The organism is Janthinobacterium sp. BJB401, from assembly GCF_013372745.1.
GTDB classification, from domain to species: domain Bacteria; phylum Pseudomonadota; class Gammaproteobacteria; order Burkholderiales; family Burkholderiaceae_D; genus Janthinobacterium; species Janthinobacterium rivuli.
This window is the reverse complement of the sequence record NZ_JABXFH010000026.1, coordinates 53,966-72,455: the sequence shown is the minus strand read 5'-3', so window position 1 is coordinate 72,455 and position 18,490 is coordinate 53,966. Positions and strand designations below refer to the sequence as shown.

General features: G+C 64.0%; 15 protein-coding genes. 8 read left to right on the top strand and 7 right to left on the bottom strand.

Translation table 11 applies throughout. From position 1 onward, the window contains the following. Position 1: 1 nt before the first annotated feature. Positions 2 to 1,888 carry an MFS transporter gene (locus HWE17_RS17435; RefSeq protein WP_176389584.1) on the bottom strand — a complete coding sequence of 629 codons (1,887 nt, stop codon included), beginning with the start codon at positions 1,886 to 1,888 and terminating at the stop codon, positions 2 to 4. 232 nt (positions 1,889 to 2,120) lie between these two features. Between HWE17_RS17435 and HWE17_RS17430 the strand changes: the two genes are divergently transcribed. Further along, a complete protein-coding gene (locus tag HWE17_RS17430) occupies positions 2,121 to 5,306 on the top strand; it encodes a DUF2339 domain-containing protein (protein WP_176389583.1) in 3,186 nt (1,061 codons plus the stop codon). Then, positions 5,303 to 6,763: a DUF3999 family protein gene (locus HWE17_RS17425; protein WP_176389582.1), complete on the top strand. Its 1,461-nt coding sequence runs from the start codon at positions 5,303 to 5,305 to the stop codon at positions 6,761 to 6,763. Before HWE17_RS17430 ends, HWE17_RS17425 begins: the two co-directional genes overlap by 4 nt. A 37-nt stretch (positions 6,764 to 6,800) precedes the next feature. Here the strand turns inward: HWE17_RS17425 and HWE17_RS17420 are convergent, their stop codons facing one another. Continuing rightward, complete coding sequence (locus tag HWE17_RS17420) at positions 6,801 to 7,544, bottom strand: helix-turn-helix transcriptional regulator (RefSeq protein ID WP_035820941.1); 744 nt, start codon at positions 7,542 to 7,544, stop codon at positions 6,801 to 6,803. A 150-nt stretch (positions 7,545 to 7,694) separates the two neighbouring features. On the opposite strand from HWE17_RS17420, the gene HWE17_RS17415 reads away from it, so the two are divergent. From HWE17_RS17415 to HWE17_RS17405, 3 genes are read left to right on the top strand one after another with little or no spacing between them, the layout of a single operon-like run. Next, positions 7,695 to 8,111 carry a hypothetical protein gene (locus tag HWE17_RS17415; protein WP_051958932.1) on the top strand — a complete coding sequence of 139 codons (417 nt, stop codon included), beginning with the start codon at positions 7,695 to 7,697 and terminating at the stop codon, positions 8,109 to 8,111. 27 nt (positions 8,112 to 8,138) lie between these two features. Continuing rightward, positions 8,139 to 8,549, top strand: coding sequence for a hypothetical protein (locus HWE17_RS17410; RefSeq protein WP_176389581.1), 411 nt, complete (start codon positions 8,139 to 8,141; stop codon positions 8,547 to 8,549). 4 nt (positions 8,550 to 8,553) lie between these two features. After that, positions 8,554 to 9,339: a DUF2145 domain-containing protein gene (locus tag HWE17_RS17405; protein ID WP_176389580.1), complete on the top strand. Its 786-nt coding sequence runs from the start codon at positions 8,554 to 8,556 to the stop codon at positions 9,337 to 9,339. A gap of 48 nt (positions 9,340 to 9,387) precedes the next feature. Here the strand turns inward: HWE17_RS17405 and HWE17_RS17400 are convergent, their stop codons facing one another. The 5 genes from HWE17_RS17400 to HWE17_RS17380 all read right to left on the bottom strand — a co-directional run bounded on the left by HWE17_RS17400 (position 9,388) and on the right by HWE17_RS17380 (position 15,558). Continuing rightward, complete coding sequence (locus tag HWE17_RS17400) at positions 9,388 to 10,461, bottom strand: ABC transporter ATP-binding protein (RefSeq protein WP_046685768.1); 1,074 nt, start codon at positions 10,459 to 10,461, stop codon at positions 9,388 to 9,390. A gap of 35 nt (positions 10,462 to 10,496) precedes the next feature. After that, on the bottom strand, positions 10,497 to 12,287 hold the full coding sequence (locus HWE17_RS17395; protein ID WP_035820976.1) for an iron ABC transporter permease: 1,791 nt from the start codon (positions 12,285 to 12,287) through the stop codon (positions 10,497 to 10,499). Positions 12,288 to 12,356: 69 nt separating this feature from the next. Continuing rightward, positions 12,357 to 13,454: an ABC transporter substrate-binding protein gene (locus tag HWE17_RS17390; RefSeq protein ID WP_176389579.1), complete on the bottom strand. Its 1,098-nt coding sequence runs from the start codon at positions 13,452 to 13,454 to the stop codon at positions 12,357 to 12,359. 43 nt (positions 13,455 to 13,497) lie between these two features. Further along, positions 13,498 to 14,493, bottom strand: a complete 996-nt coding sequence (locus HWE17_RS17385) for a tripartite tricarboxylate transporter substrate binding protein (RefSeq protein WP_176389578.1) — start codon at positions 14,491 to 14,493, stop codon at positions 13,498 to 13,500. A 3-nt stretch (positions 14,494 to 14,496) separates the two neighbouring features. Beyond that, positions 14,497 to 15,558: a porin gene (locus HWE17_RS17380; RefSeq protein WP_099403680.1), complete on the bottom strand. Its 1,062-nt coding sequence runs from the start codon at positions 15,556 to 15,558 to the stop codon at positions 14,497 to 14,499. Between the two features lie 214 nt (positions 15,559 to 15,772). On the opposite strand from HWE17_RS17380, the gene HWE17_RS17375 reads away from it, so the two are divergent. The 3 genes from HWE17_RS17375 to HWE17_RS17365 are packed head-to-tail and all read left to right on the top strand — an operon-like array spanning position 15,773 to position 18,378. Then, a complete protein-coding gene (locus tag HWE17_RS17375) occupies positions 15,773 to 16,495 on the top strand; it encodes a response regulator (protein ID WP_099389262.1) in 723 nt (240 codons plus the stop codon). Next, complete coding sequence (locus HWE17_RS17370) at positions 16,492 to 18,006, top strand: sensor histidine kinase (protein WP_255206286.1); 1,515 nt, start codon at positions 16,492 to 16,494, stop codon at positions 18,004 to 18,006. Before HWE17_RS17375 ends, HWE17_RS17370 begins: the two co-directional genes overlap by 4 nt. Positions 18,007 to 18,027: 21 nt before the next feature. After that, complete coding sequence (locus HWE17_RS17365) at positions 18,028 to 18,378, top strand: ribonuclease E inhibitor RraB (RefSeq protein ID WP_099403678.1); 351 nt, start codon at positions 18,028 to 18,030, stop codon at positions 18,376 to 18,378. The last annotated feature ends 112 nt before the right edge of the window (positions 18,379 to 18,490 follow it).

Here is an 18,490-nt window from a genome sequence, read left to right as displayed (position 1 = left end):
CTTATTTCCACTTGCCGCGCAATTCCTGCACTTTCTGTTGCAGCAGTTCCGGCGTGGCGGCCTCGGGTGCCACGGGCATGCCGACGGCCAGCGACAAACGCGAGCGCAAGCCCGCCTTGAAGGCGCGCTCGAACAAATGGCCGTTGCGATGGCTCAACAGATGCCCCCACAAGCCGCGCAGCGCCAGCGGAATCACGGGCACCTTGCTGCGCTCGACTATCTTCGCAATGCCGCCCTTGAATTCGCTGATCTGGCCGGTGCGCGTCAGCTTGCCTTCCGGGAAGATGCAGACAAGCTCGCCCTCATGCAGCGCTTGCGCGATATCAATAAACGCTTTTTCCATCAGGAAAGGATCTTCCTTGGCCGGCGCGATGGGAATCGCCTTGGCCGTGCGGAAAATCCAGCCCATCAGCGGCATTTTGAAGATGCGGTGGTCCATGACGAAACGGATGGGGCGAGGGCTGGCCGCCATGATGACGATGGCATCCACATAGCTGACGTGGTTGCACACCAGCACGGCCGCCCCTTCCGTGGGGATGCGCTCGCCATCGACGACTTTGACCCTGTGCACGGTCTGGATCAATATCCACGCGAGGAAACGCATGAGGAATTCCGGCACCAGCGAGAAGATGTAGGCGGCCACCAGCGCATTCAGGATGGCTGTGACGAGGAACAGCTGCGGAATCGTAAACCCTTGTCCCAGCAGCACGATGGCCACGCCGGCCGCCGCCACCATGAACAGCGCGTTCAGGATATTCATGCCGGCGATCGTGCGCGAAATGTGTTTCGGATCGCAGCGCGTCTGGATCAGGGCGAACAGGGGTACGATGAAGAAGCCGCCGAAGACGCCGATCATGACGATGTCGATCAGAATGCGCGGCACGCCCGCCTGGCTGACGAACGCCAGCGCGTCGACCACTTGCGTATTCGCATACGCATTGCTGGCGAAATACAGGTCGATGCCGAACAGCGACAGGCCGATGGAGCCGAACGGCACCAGGCCGATTTCGATCTTGTGGCCGGACAGGCGCTCGCACAGCAGCGAACCCGTGCCGATGCCGACGGAAAACACGGTCAGCAGCAGCACGAACACGCTATGGTCGCCATGCAGGAAATCCTTGGAATACACGGGGAACTGGGCCAGGATCAGGGCGCCGTAAAACCAGAACCAGGAGTTGCCCAGCATGGCCAGGAAGACGGGACGGTTCTTGCGCGAAAAATTCAGGTTGCGGAACGATTCGGCGACGAAATTCAGGCTCACCTTCAAGTCCGGCTCGGGCGCCGGCGTGCGCGGCACGCGGTAGCTGGCGAGCAGGCCGAACACGGCCACGGCGATGGTCGCGCCGGCCACCAGCTCCACGCCCAGCGGCTTGTGCACGATCAAGACGGCGCCGAGGATTTCGCCCAACAAAATGCCGACAAACGTCCCCATCTCGATCAGGCCATTGCCGCCGACCAATTCCTCGGGTTTGAGCTGCTGCGGCAGGTAGGCATACTTGACGGGGCCGAACAGGGTCGAATGCACGCCCATGCCCACCACAGCGGCCACCAGCAGCCACAGGGTATGCGTCATCCAGCCAGCGGCGGCCACGGCCATGATGGCCAGTTCCATCCATTTCACGAAGCGGGCCAGGCCCGCCTTTTCAAACTTGTCGGCCAGCTGGCCCGCCGTGGCCGAAAACACGACATACGGCAAAATGAACAGGCCTGGGATCAGGTTGGTGATGGTGGACGGGTCGAGCGTGGTCCAGCTCAGCGCATCGTAGGCGAGGATCACCATCAGGGCCGTCTTGAACAGATTGTCGTTGAAGGCGCCAAAGAACTGGGTCCAGAAGAAGGGCCCGAAACGGCGCTGCGACAATAAGGAAAACTGGCTGCTTTGACTCATGGCATGGGGAACGGGCAATTAAGGAATTGCTAAAATACAGCACTATCTTGCGCACGACAATCTGAATGTCGTCATCTTGCTTGGCATCAATACGTAAAGCACCGCGCCGCGCCATGCTGGCCCCGCACCCTACTACTTCCATGGCACAACAAAAAACGCCTTTTTCTTGATAATAAGGTAATGTGCGCATACATCGGGCGCCTTCGCCCTGACCATCCAGGAAAGCTGCCCCATGTTTGGATTGATATCGCTGATCATATTTGGCTTGCTGATCACCGCCTTCGTGCAGGTGCTGCAATACCGCAGGAAAGTGGCCGATCTGGAATTGCTGACGGCGCGCCTGCGCAAGGACGTCGACAGCGTGCAGGCACGCCTGCACACGCTGGAAGGGCGCGCCGAAGCACCAGCGGCCGCGTCTGCCAGCGTGGCGCCAGTGGCCGTGCCGGCGCCCCCACCCGCGCCCCAAGCCGCTGCGATCAAGGTGGCCGAAGTGGCGAAGGCCGCGCCGGCAGCAGCCCCCGCGCCAGCCGCACCCGTGCCGCCGAAACCAGTTCCGCCTGCCCCGCCAATCCTCCCCAAGTCCGCCCCTGCCGCCCCTGCCGTCCCCAACACCCCGTCCTGGATCGCGCACCCGAACGGTCTCGTTGCCAGGGCGAAGAACTGGCTGTTCACGGGCAACCTGGTCGCCAAGCTGGGCTTGCTGATCCTCTTCCTCGGCGTCAGCTTCCTGCTCAAGTACGTGTCGGCGCAGGTCACGCTGCCCATCGAGCTGCGCCTGGCCGGCATCGCGCTGGCCGACATCGCCCTGCTGGCCTGGGCCTGGCGCATCCGCATCAGCCGTCCCGGCATCAGCCTGCCGCTGCAGGGCACGGCGCTGGCGATATTGATGCTGGTGACGTTTGGCGCCTTCCGCCTGTATGAACTGATTCCGGCCGGCATGGCGTTTGCCGTGCTGTTCGTGCTGACGGCGTTCACGTGTTTGCTGGCCGTGCTGCAAAACGCCGTCTGGCTGGCCGTCTTCGGCATCGTCGGCGGCTTTGCCGTGCCCCTGCTCGTATCGACGGGCAGCGGCAACCATATCGGCCTGTTCAGCTATTACGCGCTGCTCAACGCGGGCGTCTTCGCCATCGCTCTGAAACGCGCCTGGCGCGTGCTGAATGTGCTGAGCTTTGGCTTTACCTTTGTCGTCGCCACCACCTGGGGCCTGCTACGCTACACGCCCGAGCACTATCTGTCGACGCAGCTGTTTTTGATCCTGTTCGTGCTGTTCTATATCGGCATCGCGATTGCCTACTGCGCGCGCCAGGCGCCACGCTTGAAGCATTACGTGGATGGCACGCTCGTGTTCGGCACGCCGCTGGCGGCCATGGGCCTGCAATATGGCCTGGTGCGGCACTTTGACTTCGGCCTGGCGTTTTCCGCGCTGCTTGCCGGCTTGACCTACACGGGACTGGCCGTGGCCCTGTGGCGCAGGAACGGCTTCAAACTGCTGGCCGAAGCCTTCCTCGCGCTGGGCATCGTCTTCGGCACCCTGGCCATCCCGTTCGCATTGGATGGCCGCTGGACCTCCGCCGCCTGGGCGCTGGAAGGCGCGGGCATCGTCTGGGTCGGCTTGCGCCAGCGCCAGACACTGGCCTGGGTCTTCGGTCTGCTGGTGCAGGGGGCCGCCTGGCTGGCTTTCCTTGGCGCCATGCAGGAACTCAATACGGCAGCGGCCCTGGACGCCAACATCTGGCTCGGCTGCACGCTGCTGGCCGCCGCCGCGCTGGTGATGGCCTACAATTTCCGCCGCCACGGCAGTCACTTGCACCCGGAGTTCATGCGCAGCCTGTCCGTGCTGTTCCTGACGGCCGCCACGGTCTGGCTGCTGGGCGGCATCTGGACGGAAATCCTGCTGCGCACGGATGCCGCCACGCAATTGAACCTGCTGACCGTCAGCGCGCTGGCAGTGGCAGCCCTGCTGGCGGCGCTGGCGCGGCGCGAACAATGGCATGCGCCGCGCGCCCTGCTGCTGGCCGTGCAGGTGCTGGCCGGCATGGTCATGCTCAGCCGCGCCAGCTGGGCCTGGGACCAGCACCCGGCCAGCCTGTTCGACGGCTCCTTCCTCAGCGCGCTGCTGCTGGGCGCCGCCGCCTTCGCCAGCGCCCGCTTCCTTGCGCTGCGCGCGCGCGGCGGCGACGAACTGCCGGCCCTGGTAGCGCGTCCCCTGCTGGTGTGGAGCGGCTTGCTGTGGTTTGCCGCCATCCTCGTGCCCTTCACCAGCTGGCTGCTGCGCCTGATCGACGGCGACCTGACGGTGCAGCCGCACGCGGGCGAGCACTGGCTGGCGCTGTACCTGATCGCCGTATCCGTCACGACGCCCGCGTTCGCCCTCCTGGCGCGGCGCCTCGATTGGCCGCAGCTGCGCTGGTTCACCGTCGCCGCCTGGCTCGGCCTGGGCTTGTGGAGCGTCAACATGCTGCTGGCGCTGTACCTGCGCGATTACCTGCCGACGGGCTTGAGCTGGCTGGCCCTGGCCAGCGCCCTGGCGGCCGGCGAATACCTGCTGCGGGCCTGGCCGCAAGCGGGCTGGCAACTCGACGTGCGGGCGCTGCGCCTGTTGCATACGCTGCGCACTAGCGCGCCCTGGCTGATGCTGTGGCCGGTTGGCGCCATGCATGTCAGCGCCTGGCTGGCACAGCATGAAGACAAGGTCAGCCCTGCCTGGGCCCGCTACTTGCCGGCGTGGGCCATGATGCTGGTACTGGCCTTGCTGATCCGCCGCTGCCGAGCGAACGCCTGGCCAGTGGCGCCGATTGCAGAGTGGTACCAGCGTTATCTGATCCCGCTGGCGGCGGCATGGTCGCTGCTCTTGATCGCCGCATGGAACATTTTCGACGATGGCGCCATGGCCCCGCTGCCCTATTTGCCGCTGCTCAATCCGCTGGACCTGAGCACGGGCTTTGCCGTCCTGCTGGCCATTGCCAGCTACCGTTTATTCCCGGCCGGCCAGATCCCGCTGCCCGCCGTGTGGCAAACGCGCCTGCCTGTCGTGGCCGCGTGCTTGCTGTATGGCTGGTTCAACCTGATGCTGCTGCGCACCGTGTCGCATTACCTGGGCGTGCCATATACCTTTGACGCCATGCTGGCCTCGCAGTTCGTGCAAGCGATGCTGTCGCTCGTGTGGAGCGTCACGGCCCTGCTGCTGATGCGCCACGCGGCGCGCCAGCAGCGGCGCCAGCAATGGAGCATGGGCGCCGTGCTGCTGGGGCTGGTAGTCGTGAAACTGTTTCTGATCGACCTGTCCAACGTGGGCGGCATCGAACGCATCATCTCGTTTGTCGGTGTCGGCTTGCTGATGGTCTTGATCGGCTACCTGGCGCCCTTCCCCAAGGCTGCCGCGCCAGCGCCGGCCGAACCGCAACAAGGAGCCGCATGAAAGCCTCATTGATCTGCTGCAGCCTGCTGGTGGCAGGCGCCGCGCTGGCCGCGCCTGGCCAGGACCGGCCACAGGACTATGCCTGGAGCATGCCCATCCAGTCGCCGGCCGGCGCCGGCGTCGTGCAGCTAACATTGCCCAGGGAAGTCTACCTGCACGCCAGCTCGGCCAGCCTGGCCGACGTTCGGTTATTCGACGCCGACGGCAAGCGCCTGGCCTATGCCATCGGCGCGCCGCCCGCGCAATCGGCCACACAGCGGACAGCCATTCCAGTGCGCATTTTCCCGGTGACGGGCGCGCCGGCAACTGGCGACGGCTTGCAAGGCATCGACATCCGCACGGCCGACGATGGCCGCTTGCTGTCGGTCAGCGCTCGCGCCGGCACGGCCGCGGCGACGGCGGCGCTGCAAGCGCTGATCCTCGATCTGGGCAAGCAAACGCAAGACAAGCGCATCGCCGCCTTGCGCTTCACGCCGCCGCCCCGCACGGACAATTACAGTGCGCAAGTGCTGCTGGAAGTAAGCGACGACCTGAAGCAATGGGACGCCATCGGCACCACCACCCTGAATTGGCTCAGCAACAGCGACACGCAAACCCTGGCCAACGACAGCATCGCCTTTGCACCACGCGCGTTTCGCTATGCGCGCCTGAGCTGGCAAGCAGGCGAACCGCTGGCCTTTGCGGCGATTACGGCGCAAGCCGTCAGCGAAACGGACATCCCCCCACCGCGCGCCAGCGTCGTGCTGCAAGGCGCGCCCGGCAAGCAGGCAAATGAATGGCGCTACGCCACTCCTCTCGCCATTCCCGCCGACAGCATCGCCCTGCAATTGACACAGACCAATACGGTACTGCCCGTAACCCTGGGCGTGTATCGCCAGAACAGCTATGTTCCCCGGCACCGGCTGCACCTGCGCCACCAGGCGCGTCCCGCGCAAGGCGCCTATTTCGATCCCCTGCTGAGCACCACGTTTTACCGCATCGGCCTCGATGGCAAAGAAAGGATCTCGGGCGACCTGGCCATGCCCGTGACGCAAACAAACGAATGGGTGCTGCAGACCTCCACGGAACATCCTGTCCCCGCAGCCAATGCGCCCTCCTTGCGCCTGGGCTGGACACCGGCCACCGTCGTTTTCCTGGCCAGCGGCAAGCCGCCCTATCAGCTGGCATTCGGCAACAGCAACGCCGCCGCCGTTGCGCAACCGCTGGCGCAGGTGGCGCCCGGCTTCAGGGCGGACGAACTGCTGGCGCTCAAGACTGCCAGCGCCGGTCCGCTCAAACCCAACGGGGGCGTAGAGGCACCAGCACCCGTCACAAAGGACGGGGCGCCATGGCGCCTGGCCGCGCTGTGGGCCGCACTGCTGCTGGGCGTGGCCGTGCTGGGCTCTTTTGCCTGGCGTTTGCTGTCGCAGATGAAAGCGGAACATGGCAGTGCCGACAAGCAGGAGCAGGAACATTAACCTTAACCTTAACCGTCTGAACGCGGCACGCGCCGACTCACTGCCGCAGCAGTGCCTTGAACGTCCGCGGCATCCACGGCCGCGCCGCCAGCATGAAGCTGATGGCCAGGCGCTCATCACCAGGCAGGCGCGCGTCTTCCTGGTGCTGCTGCGAGAATTCCACGGCCACTTGCTTCAGGCGTTCGAGCAAGGCTGCCGTGGATTTTTTCGACAGCATCACGTTCACCAGGCGCAGCAATTCCGTCTCACCATCGAACTGCGAGTTCAAATAGTCGCCATAGGCTTCCTTTTTGAAATACGTGTGGATAGGGCCGTCCGGTATCCACGCAAACGTGCGCGCCACCAGCAGTTTGACCCGGTTATTCGGCAGCAGTTCCAGAAAACCGATCTTGTCGAGACGCAGCAGGTATTTCACGGCTTGCGCCTCGCTGATGTCGTAGATGGCGATGATCTGTTCCAGCGGCAGCAGGTTCAAGGCGGAGACGGCCACCACGAACAGCCTGGGATCGTCGATGATTTCCTTCTCTTGCGCATACGTCAGCCCCGTGATCAGGGTCGGCGTGGCCTGCGCCGCATGTACGGCCTGCGCCAGTTGCTGGAAATCGCTGCCGATGGCGACCAGGATCTGGTCCAGCCGCTGCAGCGTGAATTGCTTCTGCGAAAACATGCGCTTGACGCTGGCTTCGGATATGCCGATGCGCTGCGCCAGTTCGGCATACGTGACGGAGCGCGCTTTCAACAGGCGTTTCAGGGCTTCGATCAAGGCGTGGGTCTGGGGCATGGCGATCCTTTAATTACTACAAGCCAATATAGTATCAAAAAGTAATACCATGAGTATGACTGCCCACTACGAGTAGCGTTTTGATTGACCGAAATGCTGCCGTCGACAATCATGCCTCTGCCAATCAGGCATATCAAGAAGGAGACATCCATGAAACGCTTGCTACCCATCTGCTTGTCCTTGTCGCTGCTGGCCGCTTCCATGGCGGGTTCGGCCCATGCTGCCGTCTCGGAAAACCTGTCGAAAGGATCGCAAAACCTGAGCCAGGGTTCCGCCATCGTGGTGGCCGGTTCCATGTCGATGCTGGTCGCCTCCGGACAGATCATCGTTGCCAGCGTGGAGACGGTAGGTGAAGGCATCGTCATCGTGCTCAAGGGCGCGTCCGAGGCCGGTGGCGCGTCGATACAGATGAGCACACAAGCGGCCAAGGGCCTGTCACTGGCCGCCGGCACGGTGGTCAGCGTGGTGGCGATGTCCACCGGCCACATGCTGGTGCTGTCCGGCAAGGCCATCGCCTTCATCCCGAATGAACTGGGCAAGGCACTGCTGCATCACTCCCAAGTGTAAGCCCCCATCAAGAAGAACAGGACATCCATGAAACACTTACTCGCCATGACCTTGCTGTGCGCCGTCAGCCTGACATCGCAGGCCGCCAATTCCGATGCCAGCAGGGCCTCCGACAACGCCAGCACAGCGTCGGCCATCGTGCTGATCGGCTCCATGTCCGTGCTGGCCGCCGCCGGTGAAATCGTCATCGACACGGTGGAAGACGTGGCCGACGGCAGCGTCGTCGTGCTCAAAAGCACGGCCAAGGGCGCCTCGAAGGCGGCCACGGCATCGGTCAAGCTGGGCAAGCAAGCCGCGCAGGGCCTGTCGCTGGCGGCCGGCACGGTGGTCCAGGTGGTGGCCGTCTCGACGGGACACATGCTGGTGCTGTCGGGCAAGGCCATCGCCTATGTGCCGAATGCGGCCGGCAATGCCATCCTCCACCATTCGAAAGCGTGAACCCATGAAACGCCTGTCTGCCATTCTCATCAGCCTGGCCCTGGCCGGCACCGCCCATGCGGGGCGCTCGTGCGAGGAAAAACCCACCGACGCCACCACGCTCGTCAAGTCGATGGACCTGGCGCAAAAAACCTTGCAGGCGCTCGATGGCTCGGGCGCGCAAGTGGCCCTGGTGGCGCGCGTCGGCCAGGACCTGTCGAAGTACAATTTGCGTTATTCGCACGTGGCCCTGGCCTGGCGCGACCACCCGAAAGGGCGCTGGCTGGTGGTGCATGAACTCAACGAATGCGGCACGGCGCAATCGTCGCTGTTCAATGAAGGCTTGGGCAATTTCTTCATGGATGATGTGTTCATGTATGAATCCCTGATCCTGATTCCCGGCCAGGATACGCAGCAGCAACTGGCGCGCCTGCTGACGTCGAGCACGCCCAAACGTATGCATGAGCCGCACTACAATATGCTGGCCTACCCGTTTTCCACCAAATACCAGAACTCGAATCAGTGGGTGCTGGAAATCCTGGCCGCTGCCGGCAACGAGCCTGGCAAAATAGAAACGCGCGCCGAAGCGCAAGCCTGGCTGCGCAGCGCCAGCTACGCGCCGCAAACGCTGAGCATACCCGCCGCCACGCGCCTGGGCGCGCGCATGTTCCGCGCGAATATCGCTTTTGACGATCACCCGTTCGAGCGCCGCATGACGCGCCAGATCGACGTCGTCAGCGTCGATTCCATCGTGCGCTTCATGCGCCAGCGCGAACCGAAAGCGCAGGAAATCGTCGTGCGGGGGAATTAAGGACGTGGCAGCATGGGCGAGGTGGCCAGGGTGGCCACCTCGTCACCGTTAAAACACCCAGAGCTTATCGGCCGGCATGTGCAGCCAGTACTTGCCCGCTTCGAGCTTGTGGCGCGAATAGGCGCGCAGGCTGATGTTCTCGGCGCCGCCGCGTTCGAACAGGCACTCCCAGCGGTCGCCCAGGTACATGCACGTCAGCAGCGGCAGCTCGATGGCATTGTCGACCTGCGTGGCGCTGATCTTGACTTCCTCGACGCGGATCATGGTGGTCACCTCCGTGCCCACGTTGGCGCCGCGCGCCACGCCCTGCATGGAGGCGCCATCGACCAGCAGGCGCACCTGATTGCCTTCGCGCTGCACCACCTTGCCGGGAAGGCGGTTGTTACTGCCCATGAATTCGGCCGTGAACAGGGTGTCCGGCGTTTCATACATGCTTTGCGGCGTGCCCTGCTGCTCGATCTTGCCATTATTCAGCAGCAAGATACGGTCGGAAATGGCCATCGCCTCGCCCTGGTCATGCGTCACCATCAGAGCCGACAGGCCCAGGCGCACGATCAATTCGCGCAAGAAGGCGCGTGCTTCCTCGCGCAGCTTGGCGTCCAGGTTCGACAGCGGTTCGTCGAGCAGGATCACGGGCGGGTTGTACACCAGCGCGCGGGCGATCGCCACGCGCTGCTGCTGGCCGCCGGACAGCTGGTGCGGATAGCGCTCGCCCAGGTGACCCAGGCCCAGCTGCGTCAGCACTTCCTTGATGCGCGCGGCGATTTCCGTGCTGCCCATCTTGCGCAATTTGAGGCCGTAGGCGACGTTGTCGAAGACGGTCTTGTGCGGCCACAGCGCGTACGACTGGAACACCAGTCCCAGGTTGCGGTGCTCGGCCGGCATTTCGAAATGCTTCGCGCCATCGAAGACATTGCGCTCGCCGATCTGGATCGTGCCCGCCTTCGGGCTTTCCAGGCCAGCGACGGCGCGCAGCAAGGTGGTCTTGCCGCTGCCCGAAGGCCCCAGCAAGGCGACCACTTCGCCTTTTTTCAGGTGCATCGAGACACCCTTCAGGATCTGGTTGGCGGAGGCGCCGGTGCCGTAGTCCAGGTACAGCTCATTGACGGTCAATTCATTCATGATGTGGTCTCAGTCTTTGTATTTAGTTATGCGGCTCAGTTGTGTAACTTCACGCCGAAGCGCAGCGCGATGCCCAGGCCGATGGCCACCAGGGTGATATTGATGAAGGACAGCGCCGCCACCAGATCGGTCGAGCCGCCCGCCCACAGCGACACCAGCATGGCGCCGATCACTTCCGTGCCCGGCGAGAGCAGGTACACGCCCGTCGAATATTCGCGTTCGAAGATCAGGAACACCATCAGCCAGGCGCCCAGCAAGCCGTATTTGATCAGCGGCAGGGTCACGTCGCGCGTCACCTGGCCACGGTTGGCGCCGACGGCGCGCGCCGCCTCTTCCAGTTCCGGGCCCACTTGCAACAGCGCGGTGGAAATGAGGCGCATGCCGTAGGCCATCCACACCACTGAATACGCGAGCCACAGGGCGAAGATCGTCGAGCGCACTTCGCGCAGCACGGGAATCACATGACCGCTCAGCCACAGGGCCACGCCGTTGTCCATGCCTTTCAATATGCCGTCGAGCCAGGCCGGCACGAACAGGAACACCCACAGGAACGACAGGCCGGCCAGCAAACCCGGCACGGCGCGCGGCACCAGCACGCTGTAATCGAGCAGGCGCGTAATGCCGTCCTGCTTGCGGTGCATGGCCAGCGCGATGAAGCTGTAGCAGCCCACGGCCAGCGCACCGCCGACGACGCCGATCAGGATGGTGTTGACGATGCCGCGCACCAGCGATGGCTGGTCGAAAATATCGCGGAAGTGCTGCAAGGTCAATACGTCGGCCAGATGCACGCCCTCGCCCCAGTACTGCACGAAGGAGCGCAGCACGATGCCGCTCAAAGGCAGGATGATGGTGAAGATCAGCCAGCCTGCCAGCAAGGCAAACGCCAGCCACTTCCAGCGGCCCAGCGGCATCGCCTTGCTGCGCGCGCCCTTGCCCTTGATCGACACATATTTGTTGGCGGACTTGAGCAGCCAGCGCTGTATCATCACCAGCGGCATGGTCACCATCACCAGGCAGACGGCGACGGCGGCCATCAGGTGGTACGACGGCGTGCCCAGTTTATTCGTCAGCTTGTACAGATAGGTCGGCAGCACCAGATGGCCTTCCGGATCGCCAAGTACCAGCACCAGGCCGAATACTTCGAAGCCGAGGAAGAACACCAGCACGCCCGCATACGCCAGCGCCGGCATGATCATCGGCAGCGACACGTTGAGCATGACCTGCACCGGCGAAGCGCCGGCCACGCGGGCCGCCTCTTCCACGTCCGAACCCAGGCTTTTCAGCGCTGACGAGGCATACAGGTAGACGTGCGGCACGTGCGTCAGGCCGGCGATGATGACGATGCTGGTGAAGGAATAGATATTCCAGGGCACGAAGCCGAACAGCTCCTTGGCCCAGACCGAGTAGAAGCCCACGGGCCCCATCGAGACGACGTAGCCAAAACCCATCACCATCGGCGACACAAAGATCGGCACCAGCAGCATCGGCGCCACCCAGCCGCGGCCAGGCAAATCGGTGCGCACCATCAGGAAGGCCAGCATGCCGCCCAGCGGCACGGCGATCACGGTCAGGCCGCAGGCAAGCATCAGGCCATTCTTGAAGGCCATCGAGAAATCGGGATCATCGAAGATGAAACGATAGGAATCAAAGCCGAATTCGCGCACCGGCATGAAAAACGGCGCGTTCAGAAAGCTCTGATAAAAAATCAGGAACAGCGGCAGGAAAATGGCGACCATGGTGATCGCCACGACCACGCCGCGCGGCCAGTTCAGGCGCGACAAGGGAGAGCGCGACCGTGCAGGCAGCGGCAAGATAGCAGTTTGCATGATGAATCCAATGAATGAAGGGTACGGCATCCGTCCGCGGGCACGCGCCTGCGGACGGCCAGAACGGCGTTACTTCTTGCCGGCTGTTTCTTTCCATTGCTTGAGGAATGCCATGCGCTTGGCAGGTCCCAGGAATTGCAGGATGATCGGATGCACGGGCACCGGCTTGACATTGGCCGCGCCGATTTCCTTGATCAGGTCCGCCGAGGTGGTCTCGCCCGTGACGTCGGCGCGGATGGCGAACAGCTTGGCGCCGTTCGCGATGATGGTCTGGCCGCGGTGCGACAGGATGTAGTCGAGCCACAGCTTGCTGGCGTTGACGTTCTTCGCGTTCTTGTTGATGAACTGCACGCGCGACAGGATCAGGGTGTAATCCTTGGGCAGTACCACGCCGATCGACGGATCGGTTTTGGCCCGCACCAGGGCGTAGGAGCCCAGCACGTTGTAGCCGATCAGGTTTTCGCCCGACGAAATGCGCTCCATCATGGTGCCCGTCGACGACTGCACGCGCACCTTGGCCGTGCCAAACGCGTTTTGCAGCGCCAGGAACTGCGGATATTCCTTCGCGTCCTGCGACATGAACATGAAGCCCACGCCCGACTTTTCGATGTCGTAGGTGGTGACCTTGTCCTTGAATTTCGGCGTGGCGATCAGCTTGACGAAGTCGTCGTGGTTCTTCGGCACTTCCTTCGGATCGAGCAAACGCTTGTTGTAGACGATGGCGGCAGGCTCGAACGTGGTGCCGTAGGCCTGGTCGTCCCACATGGCCCAGCCGGGAATCTTGCCCGCTTCGACCGACTTGTATTTCAGGGCGTAGCCATCGGAGGCCAGGCGCATCTGCAAGTCCATCGCCGACGACCACATCACGTCGGCCGTGTTGCCGCCGGCGGCCACTTCGGAAATGAAGCGGTTGTACACTTCCGTCGAATTCATGTCGTTGTATTCGACCGAGATGCCGGGATACAGGGCGCTGAAATCCTTGATCAGCGGCGCGGCGGCCTTGCTGTCGGTGGCGCTGTAGATCACCACCTTGCCTTCCTTCTTGGCCGCGTCGATGATTTTCTGGTAATCGGCCGGATAACCTGCCGGCACCTGGGCGAAAGCGGCGCCGGTGCTACCCGCGAAAGCGGCGGCCAGGGCGATGGCGAGAATGGTTTTGGTTTGCATGGTTTGTCTCCGTCTGTGATTGTTGTATGGTTTGCTATGGGATTCAGCGCATCAGGCCCAGTTCGGCCGCCTGCCTGGAGTAGCGTTCGACTGCCTGGTTTACGTACTGCGTCAATTTGTCGCCCGTCAGCGCGAACGGATACATGCCCGATTGCGTGCGCCACTGGGCAAACTGCGGCGTGGCCATCGCACGGTCGAACGTGGCCACCCAGCGCTGGTAATCCTGCTCCGGCACTTGCGGCCCCATCCACAGGCCGCGGATGATAGGCCAGACCACGTCGACGCCCTGCTCACGCGCCGTCGGCACGCTGGCCAGCACGCCGGGCAAGCGCTTTTCCGACAGCACCGCCAGCACGCGCGCATGGCTGTCGCCCGCGTTCAGGGTCGCTTCCGATGTGTCGCCCGACATCACCTGCACGTAGTTGGCCTGCATCGCCGTGAATATCTCGCCGCCGCCTTCCAGCGCCACGAAGCGCAGCACTTTCGGGTCGATGCCGGCCTGGCGCGCCACCAGCGCCATCTTCACCCAGTCCTGGCTGCCGATGGTGCCGGACACGCCGATCAGCACCTTGTCGGGGTGGCGCTTGAGCGCGGCGATCAGGTCGGCCAGACTCTTGTAGGGCGAGTCGCTGCGCACGGCGATCATGCCGTAGTCGGCGCCCAGCGCCGCCACCCAGCGCACGTCGCCCGTCTTGGCGTTGCCGAACTTGCCTTGCGCCAGGTTCAGCAGCGAACCGCCCGAAAACACCACCAGGGTGTTGGCTTCGGCACGCCGGCGCTGCGACCCCATCGAGCGCCACGCCACCGCGCCGATGCCGCCCGGCAGATAGCTGATGCGCACCGAGGACGCGAACGGCGCTGCCGCCGCCGGATCGGGCTGCAGCAGCCCTTTCTGCGCCAGCTTGCAGGTCAGGTCCATGGCGCCGCCCGGCTTGGACGGCACCACGCAGTCGACTTCAGGCGCGGCCGCTGCCACCAGCGCGGGCAGCGGCGCGGACAACAACAACAGCGACAGGAACGCGGTGCGCAGCATGGTCATGCCTTAGAAGCGGTGCTGGATGCCGGCGATCAGGCCGCGCTGCGTGTCGCCGAAACCGGCGTCGTCACGCGACAGGCTGACCAGCTGGTTGTGCTTGGCCTTGGCGTAGGCGCCCGCCACATACAGGTCGGTGCGCTTGGACAGGGCATAGCGCACGCGCGCCACGTACATGATCGGATCGGCATTGAGGTTGGCCGCCACGTTTTTCACGTCCTGGTAGTAGATCACGCCCGTCAGGGTGACGACCGGCGTGGTCTTGTAGCTGACGCCGCCCCAGTACAGGGTGCCGCGCACGTCGGCCTTGCCGGCTGCCGCAGGATCGAGCTTGTAGTCGCGCGCCGCCGCCTGCACTTTCCACGGGCCGTCGTCATACATGGCGCCCAGGTGGTACACGGTGGTCTTGTCGCGCGCGCCGCCGGCGATGGTGTTGCCGTTGACCTGTTCATACGTGGCCAGCAGGCTGACCGGACCGGTCTTGTAGGTGACGGCCGTGGACAGCTTGGCGCTGTCCGAGTTGCCCGTCGACTGTTCGCCGAAACCGTACGATGCGCCGTAGCTGAAGTCGCCCGTCTTGCCCGAGTACTTGACCATGTTGTCGAAGGCCGTCGTCATGCCGTATTTGCTCGGGCCCGTCGCGTTGGCCGAGGTGGCCCACGAGTAGAACGGCGCATACGCCATCGGATCGAATGGCAGCACGAAATCGTACACGGTGGTGAACGAACGTCCCAGCACGACGCGGCCAAACGCGCCTTCCAGGCCCACGTTGGCCTGGCGCTTGAACAGCGCGCCGTCGGCCGCGCCCGTGTCGACCAGGATGCCGCCTTCCAGATTGAAGACGGCTTTCAGGCCGCCGCCCAGGTCTTCGCTGCCCAGGATGCCCCAGCGCGAGGTGTTCATGCCGCCGGAGCTCACTTGCGTCATCGAGCTTTTGTTCGGACCGGCGTTGCTGGTGTTGCTGATGCCGGCGTCCAGGCGGCCGTACAGGGTGACGTTCGACTGGGCGTGGGCGCTGCCAGCTGCGGCAAGTACTGCCATGGCGGCCAGCGAGAATGCGGTTTTCTTCATGTAAAGTGTCTCCCTTAGATATAGTTATTGGTGATATGCCTGATCAATTTCATGAATCAGGATCACACTATATGATCGTGATCCTTTCAATTCGCTTTCAGACTGACAGGTGTCGTCCGCCAGCCACAAGGAGGACAAACTTATTCATCGCCGCCCCTGTCGGCGCGGCGCCAGCAGGCTTACACTGTATCGTTTCAAACGAATGGCGGAGACCATGCGCATATTATTAGTGGAAGATCATCTGGAGCTGTCGCACTGGCTGGCAAAGGCCCTGCGCGACGCGCACCTGACGGTGGAGACCGCCCACAACGGCGCCGATGCCGACGCCCTGCTGCACACGCAGGAATATTCATTGGTGCTGCTCGACCTGACCCTGCCGAAGATGGATGGCCTGGACGTGCTGCGCCGCCTGCGCGCGCGCGGCGGCACGCGCGGCAAGACTCCCGTCATGATACTCACGGCGCGCGGCGGCCTCGATGAAAAAGTACAGGGCCTGAACCTGGGCGCGGACGACTACATGGCCAAACCGTTCGAACTGGCCGAACTGGAAGCGCGCGTGAAAGCCCTGCTGCGCCGCAGCCAGGGCAACGAAGCCCTTGTCCACACCTGCGGCGCCCTCAGTTTCGACACCGTCACGCGCATGTTCAGCTATGGTGGCGCGGCGCTGGCGCTGACGCCGCGCGAACACGCGGTGCTCGAAGCGCTGATCACGCGCTCGGGGCGCGCCGTGTCGAAGGAAAAGCTGTTCGACGAAGTCTTCGCGCTGGCCGACGACGCCAACCTGGACGCCATCGAACTGTATATCCACCGCGTGCGCAAAAAGCTGGAAAGCGGCGTGGAAAGCGGCTCGCCCGACGGCGCCGTCATCACCACCCTGCGCGGCATCGGCTACCTGCTGCAGCCGCGCAGCGCGATGGCGCCGGCCGCGCCAAAATGACCGAGCGCGCCCCACGCCCGCCCCTGCTGGAACGCCTGCGCCGGCGCCGGGCGCAGGGCCGGCCGCTGGGCAGTTTGCGCAGCCAGCTGCTGCGCTGGCTGCTCATCCCGCTGGTGATGCTGGTGCTGCTCGATGCCGTTTTTGTCTACCGCAATGCGCTCGACGCGGCCGACATGGCCTACGACCGCTCCCTGCTGGCGTCGACGCGGGCGCTGGCCGAAAGAGTCTCCATCGTCAACGGCAAGGTAGTGGCCGAAGTGCCGTACGTGGCACTCGACAGCTTCGAGACCGACACCCTGGGCCGCATCTACTACAAGGTGACGGGCATCAATGGCGAGCTGGTGTCGGGCTATGGCGACTTGCCGCCCGTGCCGAAAAACGTGCCCCGCTCGCAGAATTATCCGGCCCTGGTGCGCTTCTACCACGCCGACTACCACGGCAAGCCGATCCGCATCGCCGCCCTGCTGCAGCCCGTGTATGACGACTCGATGCGCGGCATCGCCCTGATCCAGGTGGCCGAGACGCTGGACGCGCGGCGCGGCCTGTCGAACCAGATCCTGTTCGATACCCTGATCTGGCAGGCGGCGATGATACTGGTGATGGGCGCCCTCGTGTGGTTTGCCGTGCGCCTGGTGCTGCGCCCGCTGATGCGATTGAAAACGGAAGTCGAGACGCGCACCCTGTCCGACCTGTCCGACGTCGATCCCACGCTGGTGCACAAGGAAATGCGCCCGCTGGTGAGCGCCATGAACGGCTCCATGTCGCGCCTGCAGCAGCTGATCGCCAGCCAGCGCCGCTTCATCGCCGACGCCTCGCACCAGCTGCGCACGCCGTTGACGGTGCTGAAAACCCAGGCCGAACTGGCCATGCGCGAATGCGACCGCCAGGCAGGCGCGCCGCCGGACATCGCCGCCCTGCGCGACATCGTGCGTTCGATCGCCGTCACCACCGATTCGACCGTGCTGCTGGCCAACCGCCTGCTGACCCTGGCGCGCATCGAGCATGGCGGCGAGAACCTGGCGATGGAGACGGTGTCCTTGCGCGATGTGGCGCAGCAGGTTGGGCTGGAGATGGCCATGGCCGCCGTCGGCAAAAATATCGACCTGTCGCTGGAAGCGCCCGACGAAGCGCCCGTGCATGGCCAGGCCCTGCTGCTGCATGAACTGGTGGCCAACCTGGTCGACAACGCCCTGCGCTACACGCCGCAGGGCGGCAGCGTGATCCTGCGCGTGCGCGCGGGCGGCCGTGGAGACGAAACGCTGCTGGAAGTGGAAGACAGCGGCGCCGGCATCCCGCCAACGGAACGCGAACGCGTGTTCACGCCGTTCTACCGCGTCGGCGCGGCGCTGGAAAGCAATCCGGGCGGCGCCGGGCTGGGCCTGGCCATCGTGCGCGACATCGCGGCCCTGCACGGCGCGCGCCTGGAACTGGCGACGGCGGCGAATGGACATGGGCTGAAAGTCGGCGTGTATTTCGCCCCGGCGCCAGTCGATGCTAAGATCGCGTCCTGAGATTTTAAGGAAGGCAGCGCCATGATGACCAAAGAAGATGTAACCGAACTGTTTGCCAATATCGCCGAGAACGCGCCGTGGGACCTGTCCCAGCCGCTGCTGTGGGGCTATTACTTCACCAACCCCACGTCCGAACCGCTGGAGCAGGCCGCCACCCTGCTGGCGCTGCAGGGCTACCGCCCGGTGGAGCTGTATCAGCCGGAACTCGACGATCCGGCGGCACCGCCCGTGTGGGTACTGCACGTGGAAAAGGCCGAAGTGCATGGCGTCGACAGCCTGCACGCGCGCAATGGCGCACTGATGGCGTTTGCGCAAGACAACCTGCTGGCCAGCTATGACGGCATGGATGTAGGCCCCGTCGCCGCGCCTTGAGCGGTGTAGGCGTAGGTCGGATTAGGTCCGAAGGGCCGTAATCCGACAGCACCATCGGCCATGCCAACAATGTTGTCGGATTACGTGCGGCCTTGCCGCACTAATCCGACCT